9 protein-coding genes and 1 tRNA gene are annotated in these 11,434 nt (G+C 60.1%); 5 read left to right on the top strand and 5 right to left on the bottom strand.

Annotated elements, in window-relative coordinates:
• From ACTHV6_RS03095 to ACTHV6_RS03080, 4 genes are all read right to left on the bottom strand, one after another.
• Positions 1-439 (bottom strand): hypothetical protein (locus ACTHV6_RS03095; RefSeq protein ID WP_441385798.1); only part of this gene is annotated, 439 nt, incomplete at its 3' end.
• A gap of 208 nt (positions 440-647) precedes the next feature.
• Positions 648-1,247, bottom strand: a complete 600-nt coding sequence (locus ACTHV6_RS03090; protein ID WP_441385797.1) for a PIN domain-containing protein — start codon at positions 1,245-1,247, stop codon at positions 648-650.
• A gap of 2 nt (positions 1,248-1,249) precedes the next feature.
• On the bottom strand, positions 1,250-1,750 hold the full coding sequence (locus ACTHV6_RS03085) for a helix-turn-helix domain-containing protein (RefSeq protein WP_441385796.1): 501 nt from the start codon (positions 1,748-1,750) through the stop codon (positions 1,250-1,252).
• Between the two features lie 282 nt (positions 1,751-2,032).
• Positions 2,033-2,105: transfer RNA gene (locus ACTHV6_RS03080), tRNA-Arg, on the bottom strand.
• Between the two features lie 209 nt (positions 2,106-2,314).
• On the opposite strand from ACTHV6_RS03080, the gene ACTHV6_RS03075 reads away from it, so the two are divergent.
• From ACTHV6_RS03075 to ettA, 4 genes are all read left to right on the top strand, one after another.
• Positions 2,315-3,868, top strand: a complete 1,554-nt coding sequence (locus tag ACTHV6_RS03075) for a GTPase (RefSeq protein WP_441385795.1) — start codon at positions 2,315-2,317, stop codon at positions 3,866-3,868.
• 121 nt (positions 3,869-3,989) lie between these two features.
• On the top strand, positions 3,990-5,507 hold the full coding sequence (locus ACTHV6_RS03070) for a GTPase (protein WP_441385794.1): 1,518 nt from the start codon (positions 3,990-3,992) through the stop codon (positions 5,505-5,507).
• Between the two features lie 142 nt (positions 5,508-5,649).
• Positions 5,650-6,204, top strand: coding sequence for a single-stranded DNA-binding protein (locus tag ACTHV6_RS03065; protein ID WP_441385793.1), 555 nt, complete (start codon positions 5,650-5,652; stop codon positions 6,202-6,204).
• Positions 6,205-6,310: 106 nt separating this feature from the next.
• Positions 6,311-7,993, top strand: coding sequence for an energy-dependent translational throttle protein EttA (ettA, locus tag ACTHV6_RS03060; RefSeq protein ID WP_441385792.1), 1,683 nt, complete (start codon positions 6,311-6,313; stop codon positions 7,991-7,993).
• A gap of 42 nt (positions 7,994-8,035) precedes the next feature.
• Here the strand turns inward: ettA and ACTHV6_RS03055 are convergent, their stop codons facing one another.
• A complete protein-coding gene (locus tag ACTHV6_RS03055) occupies positions 8,036-8,950 on the bottom strand; it encodes an acyl-CoA thioesterase (RefSeq protein WP_441385791.1) in 915 nt (304 codons plus the stop codon).
• Between the two features lie 309 nt (positions 8,951-9,259).
• Between ACTHV6_RS03055 and malQ the strand changes: the two genes are divergently transcribed.
• The gene (gene malQ / locus ACTHV6_RS03050; protein WP_441385790.1) at positions 9,260-11,407 is read left to right on the top strand and encodes a 4-alpha-glucanotransferase; all 2,148 of its coding nucleotides are present in this window, start codon (positions 9,260-9,262) and stop codon (positions 11,405-11,407) included.
• Positions 11,408-11,434 lie beyond the last annotated feature (27 nt).

Raw genomic sequence — 11,434 nt, 5'->3', positions numbered from 1 at the left:
GATGTTCTGGATTAAAGCGGACGGGAATCGGGGTGTTCTTTTCGAGAAGCTCGCGTTCCGCCGATCCGATGAGCGTGCGGAGCTGGCCGATGAATTCGCTGCCCATGGCGGGCATAACGCGCACGAAGATGTCGTATTGCGGGACATCGTTGACCGTGAGGCCGGTGCTGTCGGCTTTGATGACTTGCCCGATGGCGAGCTCAGTGGCTTTGCGCTTGCTTACGCGCGGCTTGTCCGAGAATAACCCTGGTGTGAACGTCATGAGGCAGCCCCAGGCCGTGCCAACCAGCACTCCCGGCATGGGCGAAACGAACGGGACGTTGAACGGCAGGATGGAATCCGTGACGTCAGTGCCAAAGAGGCCTTCCCACACCCAGATCACTAGCCAGAGCGACAACACCAACCACGCGATGCCATGTAAAACCCTTGTGATTTTCATGCCTAAACTTTAATCAGTCAAGATTAAGTATGGGAAGAGTTGATATTGAATTGAGATAATTGGTGATTAAGACGCGAGCTCTTGGGACAATCGAAACTGCTCTGCTTCCGGTTCTTCTGTGAACTCCAACAGGCTGCCCGCCACCTCGGTCAGAGCGATCTTGACTTCGGCTGGAGTAGCGTAAAAATACTCGCGGCGCTTGTTGATTCTATTGACACGTTTGTCTGCGAATCTGTTCGCGGACATCTTCCGCAAACTCTGGGACTCCACCCTTGGCGAGCCTTGTAAGAATATCTTCGACCGTCAGCTTCGGGCCTTTGTGTCCTGTTCTTGACGCAATCTGATTGAGAGCAGCTACCACTTGGCGCGGGTAAAGTCCAAACAAATCTTGGAGGAAGGCATCGGGAGACTGAGAAAAGAGATGTCCCGGGAGATTCGACGTAGGAAAGTCCTTGAGGTTGAAAGTGACAATGACGTCCGCGTGCCCTAGAACCGCTGCGGCGATGATGTGGGTGTCATTAGGATCGGGTCCGTCTTTGATTTGGTGGACGATGCTTTCCCACCTTGAAACTTGAGCGTCTGGTAGGGCTGCGTTCATGTTGCCAAGCAGTCTCTTGATGTAGGCCTCGGTCTCTTCCTCGTCCCGATTTCGCGCCCGATGCCGCTTTTGAATTACGCTGGTTAGCTCCTTTTCGACGGCATCGCTCCACAGGGGACGATAAGTTGGCACCGTCCCGAGTTCCAATAACAGATCCCTCAGGACACTCGGTACCAATACGCACGTATCAAGAAAGGCTGAGAAGGTCACGGTCAGTGCTTACTATTCGGATCGCCTGAAATTGCCTCGGAGAGGTAGGCATCGTCGTAATCTCCGAACGCCTGGGCATCCGCGACCATGTCCGAGAGTGCTTGATCTGCCCGATGGCGCTGCCGTTTCTGGAACTCTAGAACATCCGATAGCATGACGCGGCGGTGCCGCCGCGCCTTCATGAAGGGGATCTTTCCCTCTTCTAGAAGTCGCACAAGGGTTGGGCGCGAAATCCCGAGCAAATCGGCCGCCTGCTGGGTGGATAGTTCTCGTGACTTCGGAGCAACCGTGACGGCTAGCCCCTGCTGCATCGCTTCGGCTACCTGCCCCAACAACTCTGCAATCTCGTTGGGAAGCTCGATCGTTTTTGAACCCATGACAAGGCGTGGCTGGAAATCACCTTCTGCCGCTGCGGCAGAAGCGAGGCTTTGGATCATTTCGCCATATTGGTTGTCTAGATCATCTTCTGGGAGATATGTACGATCCTCCAGTGCGCTTGACATGCTCAGCCCCTTCACTTGAAGGTCGGTGGCGCGAGCTTCAGTCCGGAGCATTTTCGCCTTGTTCGACCTGTTCGTTTCTTTCGATTTAATTCTAGTGGACGACGTGCACCGTTGTCATCAACGGGGACTAAGTAAAGTATGGTCGCAGGCGCGATGGGGGCGGGGAGTGTCACCGCGAGACTAGCGAGGCGGGACGGTAGGTCGGGGCCAGAGCTACTTGGCCTCGCGCCGTCGTCGTCGAAAAATCCAAAATGCGCCGGACCTGCGCTCGACCACTAAAAGTGCCCCCAGCGCGACTCGAACGCGCAACCTACGGATTAGAAGGCCGTTGCTCTATCCATTGAGCTATGGGGGCGGGCATTCACACTATAATGCGGACGGCGCGATTCGGACCAATTGTGGGGTGGTTGCGGGGTGGCTCCAGAGCGGGTTGGGCGCGCGGTGTGGGCTCCGAGACGGCGCGAGGCGCCCGCGATGGCCTGATTTCGCCAGAGGATCAATGCAAATGCCCACATGCCGCGCGGAATACGCCACATTATTGGTTTTGTAGCGGACAATGGAAGGGTGAAAGCCAGAACCACGTCCCGCGAACTCGCCAACCTTGTCGAGCGGACCATTTCTGCATTGGAGAATGCCCGCTTGCCGCTCCAGATGCCGGGAACGGAACAGTTGTCTGAATCCCGCGCGCAGCTCATGACCCAGCTGCGCACCAGAATCCTGCCGCACTTGCGCACGGCGGAGCTGCCGGCGGTTGTGGTGTTCGGCGGTTCCTCGGGCGCAGGCAAGTCCACGCTGTTTAATTCGCTGCTGGGGGAGGAAGTTTCCCCGGCCTCGGTCATTCGCCCCACCACGCGCATGCCACTGATCGCCGTGCACCCCTCGGATGTGGTGGCGCTGGACGGGCATGGTTTGCTGGACATGGGCAAGCTGGCATCGGTGGAGGGCGCGATCCCTGGTGTGGTGCTTGTGGATGCCCCTGACCTTGATTCGGTGGACGCCGCCAATCGCGAACTCTCACGCCGCCTTTTGGACGCGGCGGACCTGTGGGTGTTTGTTACCACCGCCGCCCGCTATGGGGATGCGCAAGCGTGGCAAACCTTGAGTGACGCCCACCGGCGCGGCATGTCCACCGCCGTGGTGCTCAACCGCGTGTCAGACCGGGCGCGCTACACGGTGCGCGTGGATCTCATGCGGCGCATGAACGATGTGGGGATCGGCAACGATCCGCTGATGCTGGTGCCGGACGCCGGTCCGCACGAGGGCCTGCTGGCCGCCGAGCAAGTGAGCGAGGTGCGTACGTGGCTGGAGGCCATTGCCTCGGCACGCATCGGCGCGGCGCTGGTGGACCGCACCACGCAGGCAATGCTCCCTGAGCTGCGCCGCCAGCTCTTAGAGCTCTCGGATGCGGTGGAGCTTCAAGCCAATTCGATTGATGATCTGAAGGCGGGGGCCGAGGAGGCGCCGAAGGCCCTGCGCGAGAAGATTGTGAACAACGCAAAGATGGGGCGTTTCGGTCAGGGCGCTCCCACCACGGCGTGGCTATCCTTCGCTTCCTCCGGCGGTGCGCTGGCTTCCCTCGCTGTCGGGGAAAAGCCGGGCCTGCTCCAGCGCCGTTTCCAAGGTACGCGGGATGCGGCGGTCACCACTGTATTTGATGGCGTTCTCTCAGCCGTTCGCGCAGGGCTGGATCAGGTGCTCACCAGCGCAGATGAAGCAATTCAACAAGCGTGGCGCCGTGGGATGGTGGAAACCGCGGAATTCCAGTTTGAGGCCGCGACGGTGATGGACAAGCGTGAGATTGCGGAGAAGGCCATCTCAGCATGGAAGAGCGATATCTTCACCATGTCCGCTTCCACGGGGGAGAATCCGTGGCTGGGCCACGGCGGCGTAGCGGCGCTTCTGGGGGCCGCCGCTGGCGGGGTATCCGGCGCCGAACAAGCATGCGGCCACCTCAAGCTGACCTCCAATATCAGGAAGGCGCGCGAATCTCTGGCGGGCCACCTCGACGCCGCGGTGGGAGATGTGGTGGCGGCCTATACGGGGGTCCTAGAGGACATTCCTGTAGGCGATGGCCGCCAGCTCAGGCTACGGGCGAGCGAGTATTTGGACAGGGTTTAGTGGGATTCGGCGGATTCGGCGTGCTCGCTCCGTGGAATAATGATGGAAGTTGTCTGGCACGTAGAGCCGGATGAAGGCAAAACGAACTGAAGCCAGAGAGAACCAGAAGGAAGGGGTAGGCGTGTCGGAAAACCCGAGCCCAGCGCACAAGTATCACGAGAAGCGGAGCGGGGCGCAGGGCGCTGGTCCGTGGGGGCGCGGCGACGATGATGTCAACGTTGCCACCATTCTTGAGCGGATCGAGGAGCTGGATGAGGCCATCGGCGTCAGCGGCGATTACCTGGATCCCTACGTTGGCGCACGCGCGCAGAAGGAGCTGCGGGTTGCTCGCGAGCGGCTGAACGCAGGCCTTGGCCTGACGGTGGCGGCGCTTGCCGGGGGAACGGGATCGGGAAAGTCCAGCCTATTTAACGCGCTGACCGGCTTGGAGTTTGCCAAAACGGGCGATATTCGCCCCACTACCCACGATCCGAGCGCCTGCGTGTGGAACGCGGAGGCCGGCTCGCTGTTGGACATGATCGGTGTGCCGCGTGACCGCCGCATTGCCTACGAATCCATTCTCACCGCGGGGGATCACGATCTCGATTCGCTCGTGCTGGTGGATCTTCCTGATCACGATTCGGTGGATGTGGCGCATTCGGCCGCAGTCAGCCGGATTTTGCCGAAGGTTGACGTGCTCATCTGGGTTCTGGACCCCCAAAAGTACGCCGATCACCTGATTCATGACAGCTATCTCGCGGCCATGCGCGAGCGCCGTGAGCACATGATCGTGGTGCTCAACCAAACCGATGTGATCCCCGAGCACTCGGTGGACAAGCTGGTCAAGGACGTCAAGCTCCTACTCGAGCGCGATGGCTTGGCAGGCGTACCCGTGTTCGCCACCTCGGCGAAGAACGGGGAGGGCTTGAAGGAATTGAGCGAGCACCTTCGCCACGCGGTTCAGGACACGGAGGCGGCCCTCCACACCGCCGCCGCTGAACTGGAGACCATCCGCGAACGCGTCGCCTCCGGAGTGGGGAGCACGGAAGCGGAAGTCCACGGAGAGTTCTTGGACGATCTGAACGATCAGTTGGTGGTGGCCAGTGGCATCCCCGCCGTGGAGGCCTCGCTGCGTCAGGCCGGCAAGAATCTCTCTGGCACTGTCATTACCAAGCCGGAGCAGCCCTCAGCCGCCACCATCGTGGCCGCGCGCGATTCCTGGTTGGCCCACGCCAAGTTTGGCTTGCCGGCCCCTTGGCGCGATGCGTTGGAGGGAGCCATTCCCGAACCAGAGGCGTTCCGCCGCCAGCTGGGAAGCAAGATTCGCGCCGTGCCCATCACAAAGGTTTCGCGCGGGAAGTTGTGGGGCTTGCTGATTGGGTTGGTCCTGTTGGCCGCGTGTGTGGTGCTGGGCGTGCTCGGGATTCCCTCCACCGATATCGCCGTGCGCGGTGGGATCGCGGGTGCTGGGCTCGTCTTGTTCCTCGTGTGCTTCTTCGTTGGCCGTCGTAAACAGCGAGCGTCCGGGGACGATAGTGCTCGCGAGTTCGCGGAAGCCGCGCGTTTAGCGGTTTCGGCGACGACGGCGGAGCAGCTCGTCAAGCCCTCATCCGCCGTTTTAGATAAGCATCGGACGGCGCGCGAGGCACTGCGGCTCTAGGGGCGGCAAACGTGCTGGGCGTTTCCACAGGTACGGTTCGTGCAGCCTTTATCCACAGAGGCCGGTAGGTAGCGGATACGAGGTGCGGGCTTCGGCCACTCTTGAGGCAAGTCAGATGGACTGACTAGCTGAAGGAGTTCATATGTCCAACGATACTTATGTGACGATACGTGGATACGCCGGTGGCTCGCCCACGGTATACCAGAATGAGGGTGGAACTACCGTGGTGCTTCGTGTTGGGGTGACGCCACGAAACTTCAACCGTGAATCGGGGGAGTTCCGAGACGGTACTACTGCGTGGTATTCGATCCGCTGCTATGGAAGCCTCGGAGAGAACGTGAAGAAATCGGTTGGCCGCGGCACCCCCGTGATTGTCAGGGGCAAGCTCTCTCCACGGACCTGGCAGGATAAGGACGGTATCAGCCGCGTGGACAACACGATCGCCGCCGATGCTTTGGGTATTGAGTTGAGTACGGGAACGGCGTTCTTTACTCAGGTGAAGAATCACAAGCTCGATCCAGTTGATGGCGAGCCAGCGGGATCGGCCAGCGCGGAACCTGAACCGGACGAAGGAGTTGATGAAGGAGCTCCGGTGGAATCGGAGGCCGAGCAGGACGGGCGGGCGGATGCGAACCGATACGACAGCGCGCCGAACCGCTCGTACGATCCGGCAGGAAACTTAGCCAGCGTCCACTGAGGATGTGAGGTCGCGCTCCCGGGTGCCTTTATGGAAACGGCCCTGTATCCTTGTACGGGGCCGTTTTCCGGCGGCCAAGTTAAGCGAACAAGTGGGATGGAGCCTCGTGGCCGAATACATCTACCAGATGATTCACGCTGATAAGCGCGTGGGTGATAAGACGATCCTCGATAACGTGACGATGGCCTTTTATCCGGGTGCCAAGATTGGCATGGTGGGACCGAACGGAGCCGGTAAGTCCACGATCCTCAAGATCATGGCAGGTATTGACGAGGCCTCCAACGGCGAAGCGCGCCTGAGCCCGGGATATAGCGTAGGCATCCTCATGCAGGAGCCCCCGCTCGATGAGGACAAGACGGTTCTCGAGAACGTAGAACTGGGCCGTGCTGACATCATTGGAAAGCTGCGCCGATTCAATGAAATCGGTGAAGAGATGGCCAACCCGGATGCAGATTTTGATGCCCTGATGGAAGAAATGGGCAAGCTTCAAGGTGAGATTGACGCCGCCGATGCGTGGGACGTTGATGCCCAGCTTCAGCAGGCGATGGATGCCTTGCGCTGCCCTCCCGGCGATGTGCCGGTGAATGTTCTATCGGGTGGCGAGCGGCGCCGCGTTGCTCTGTGCCGCCTCCTCCTTGAAGCCCCCGATCTGTTGCTGCTGGACGAGCCGACCAACCATTTGGACGCGGAATCCGTGTTGTGGTTGGAGCAGCATCTGCAAAACTACCCGGGCGCCGTCATCGCCGTGACCCACGATCGCTACTTCCTGGATCACGTGGCGCAGTGGATCGCCGAAGTTGATCGTGGGCGTCTGTACGCCTACGAGGGCAACTATTCTGCCTACTTGGAAACCAAGGAAGCTCGAATGGCTGTTCAGGGCAAGAAGGATGCCAAGCTTGCCAAGCGGTTGAAGGAAGAACTCGAATGGGTTCGTTCCTCCGCCAAGGGCCGTCAGGTCAAGTCCAAGGCGCGTTTGGAACGCTACGAGGAGATGGCTGCGGAGGCCGAGCGCACCCGTAAGCTTGATTTCGATGAGATTCAGATCCCGCCCGGCCCGCGCTTGGGCAACATCGTGCTGGAGGCCAAGGAGCTCACCAAGGGCTTCGGGGACCGGGTGCTGATCGACGATTTGTCCTTCACACTGCCCCGTAACGGCATCGTGGGCATCATCGGCCCGAACGGCGTGGGAAAAACAACGCTGTTCAAAACTGTTGTTGGTTTGGAACCCCTTGATTCGGGCGATCTGAAGATTGGCGATACCGTCAAGATCTCCTATGTTGATCAGGGCCGCGCGGGAATCGATCCGGATAAGAGCCTGTGGGAAGTGGTGTCCGATGGACTGGACTTCATTCAGGTAGGCAACGTGGAAATGCCATCACGCGCCTATGTTTCCGCCTTCGGTTTCAAGGGTCCCGATCAGCAGAAGAAGGCCGGTGTGCTCTCCGGTGGTGAGCGCAATCGCCTCAACCTTGCCCTCACCCTCAAGCAGGGCGGCAACCTCCTGCTGCTGGACGAACCGACCAACGATTTGGATGTGGAAACCCTCGGATCTTTGGAGAACGCGCTGTTGCAGTTCCCCGGATGCGCCGTGGTGATTACCCACGATCGCTGGTTCCTTGACCGGGTGGCAACACACATCCTCGCCTACGAAGGTACGGATGAGAATCCGGCCAACTGGTACTGGTTCGAAGGAAACTTCGAGTCCTACGAGAAGAACAAGGTGGAGCGGCTTGGCGTGGAGGCAGCGCGCCCGAAGGCTGTGACATACCGCAAGCTCACTCGCGGCTAGGCACGAAGCTACGAAGAGGTGGTCCCACTCAGGGGCCACCTCTTACTTCGTGATGTGGCGTAGGCGCACCATGCCCTCTTGGGACATGGTGGCAATATGCTTTCCGCCTTGGAAAAACTTGGCGATGGAAAGGCCTCGGCCATTTTGAGCCGATGGGCTCTCCAAATCCGCCAGAATCCAGTCCGACACATCGAAGTTTCGGTGCCACCAGATGGAGTGGTCCAGCGTGGCAACCGAGGCGGCCGGGTGCCCCCAGAACACACCGGTGTTGCGCATGACGGGTTCCAACATGAGCTGGTCGCAGCTGTATCCGAGCATCGCGCGCTGGAGCAGCTTGGAAGAACCTTCCGGCATAGGATTGCGCGTACGGAACCACACCTGTGTGTGATTGCTAGGCGGATCGGCCGGGCGCACGAAGATGTTGCCGTCCACGTAGCGCATATCGAGAGCATTGGTGGTGGACATGAGGTGCCCCCAATCGTTATCGATCTGCGCGAAGAAATCCACGGATGATGGCAGGGCGTCGGGATCGGGAGCCTCGGGAACTGGCGTGCCGTAGGAGGGGCCGGGCTGCAGGAGCTGGAATGAAATACGCGCCGTGAAGATGATGGTGCCATTTTGCCGCGCCCGCACGCTGCGTGTGGAGAAAGAACGGGCATCGTTGAGCTCGAATACCTCGAAATCGGTTGGCGTATCGGTGCGGCCCGGCCGAAGGAAGGCCGCCGTGATCGAATGAGCAAGACGCTCCTCCGGATCGCCGCCACGACTGACCGTATCTGCGGCGGCAACTGTGGCCTGCGCCAGAACCTGTCCGCCGTACACACGCCCACCGAATTGTGGCATGTTTTGCCCGCGATACACATTCCCGTCCCCATCGAGCCGCTCAAGTCTCAGAGTATTGAGGATTCCCGCCAATGGCTCATCGGAGTACTTCGGCAGCTCAATATGACTGGTCATCTGTATGTGTCCTTCTAGGCTCGAACTTAACGCATGCAGCGCGCCAGTTCATGCTATCAAGCACCGGCGAACCTGTTCATGCTGGCCGGACCGCGCGGCGCGACCATGTGCGTGTGCCCCAGCCCACCACGATGTAAGGAGTTTCTGTGGCCGCGCGCACTGGACCAGTGGCCTGACAGGCGGCAATCAGGACCGTTGGCTGGGAGGAGTAGACCACATTCTGTGTCAGTTCTGAAAATTGTTACATCATCTGGCAAGATAGTTGAAGATGATCGAGGGCGATCCTGCGTGCCCGTAAGGGGAGTGTTAATGACGGACTTGGCGCCGAACAGAGAGCTTTTGGCGAAGCTAGCCGATTCTTGTGGTATTGCCACAGATTACTGGGCGTTTAGTGGTCAGCTCACGCAAGTGGAAGATGGCACACTCATTAAGGTGTTGGCCGCGATGGGCGTTGATGCCAGCACGGAGAGTGCCGCTCGCGATGCCATGCGGGATGTGAAGCTGAGAAGCTGGCGCGAGGTCCTTCCGGAATGCACTGTCCTGCCGGTGGGAACCGAATACAGCCTGCCCGTTCATGTGCCTCACGGCGCAACAGTGCGCGTTGAGCTGGAGTATGAGAGTGGGCGTACGGTCTCCCTCGCTCAATCGGAGGACTTCACATCGCCGCAGGATATCGATGGACGCCTGACAGGTCAGGCCTCTTTCCGCGTTCCGGGCGATCTGCCACTGGGATATCACCGCGTCGCCGCCTTCGTTGAGCTCCCCATTGATCTCAAGCCGGATGTCACCACGGCCCCATTGATCGTTGTACCGAGGCGCCTATCCTCCCCGAAAGAAAAGGGTGGGGACGGCTGGGGCGTCATGGCCCAGCTGTATTCGGTCCGATCAAAGAATTCGTGGGGGATCGGGGATACCTCGGATCTGAAGGAACTGTGTTCCACCATCGGTAGCGAAGGTGGGGACTTCCTCCTCATCAATCCGCTCCATGCCGCCGAGCCAATGGGTCACATGACTCCCTCTCCCTATCTGCCCGTCACGCGCCGCTTCTTCAACCCGATCTATATCCGCCCGGAAGATATCCGCGAAGTGGCGTACATGCCGGCCGGCCAGCGCTCCCTCGTTCAGTGGGCGGGCGAAGAGGCCAAAGAAACGGCCAAGGCGCAGCCAACGATTGAACGCGATCCAGCGTGGGCCGCCAAGCTTCGAGCGCTTGAAGTGATCTTCCAAGAACCACGATCCGCCGCCAGGCAGCGCTCGTTTGAACGTTTCCGTGAAACGGAGGGCCAGGGCCTTGAGAACTTCGCGTTCTGGTGCGCGCTTCGTGAAGAATACGGGGAAGAATTCCCTCCCAAGTTCTCCTGCCCGGATACGCCAGAGGCTACGAAAGAGCGAGCTAGGCTATCGGGCCGCATCGATTTCTATGCGTGGATGCAGTGGGTGATTGACGATCAGCTTGCCGAGGCTCAGCGTTCGGCGCTCTGCTCGGGTATGCACATCGGCATTTTCCACGATCTGGCTGTTGGCGTTCATGCTCAGGGCTCAGACACGTGGTCTCTGCCTGAGGCGTTCGCCGCGGGAGTGACGGTGGGTGCGCCCCCCGATATGTACAATCAGCTCGGTCAAAACTGGTCCCAGCCGCCGTGGAACCCTGAGTCCCTTCGGCGCCTTGCCTACGCCCCGCTTCGGGACATGGCCCGCACCGTGCTGCGCCACGCAGGCGCGGTGCGGGTGGATCACGTGATGGGCTTGTTCCGCCTGTGGTGGATTCCGGAGGGCAATTCGGCTTCCGACGGCGCCTACGTCAGGTTCGATCAGGATGCGATGCTGGGCATTCTCATGCTCGAGGCCCAGCGTGCCGGCGCGATCGTGGTGGGCGAGGACTTGGGCAACGTGGAGCCGTGGGTCCGTGATTTCCTGAACGAACGCGGCATCCTCGGAACCTCGGTTCTGTGGTTTGAGCAGAACGGCGATGGCCAGTTCAAGCGCCCAGAAGAATTCCGCGCTCAATCCCTCGTCACGGTGGATACGCACGATCTTCCGCCGCTACCCGCCTACCTCGCAGGCGAACACGTGGAACTGCGCCAGCGCCTCAACCTGCTGACGGAGCCCGTTGAAAAGGTTCGAGCAGAGGCCGCCGATGAACGCCGCCGCATGCTTGATCGCCTCCGTGAGTACGGGCTGATTGGTGACATCCCAACCGAACGCGAGATCATCGAAGCGATGCATTGCTATATCGCCCACACGCCGGCCGAGCTTTTGGCAATCTCGCTAGTGGATGGCGTTGGCGAACGCAAGGCTCAGAACGTCCCGGGAACGGATCAGGAATACGAAAATTGGCGCGTTCCCCTGTCCGATCCCTCGGGCATCCCCGTCCTAGTTGAGGATCTGGCAACCAATCCGCGCCTGCGTTCCCTCATCGCTAGATTCAAGAAGGAACTCGCGGCCTGCCGCCGATAGCTTGCCCTAGCCGCCTCCAGCCCCGAA

This window comes from Ancrocorticia sp., from assembly GCF_052089425.1.
Classification (GTDB): Bacteria; Actinomycetota; Actinomycetes; order Actinomycetales; family Actinomycetaceae; genus Ancrocorticia.
Note: the sequence above shows the minus strand (reverse complement) of the source record. Positions and strands in the feature narration are given on the sequence as shown.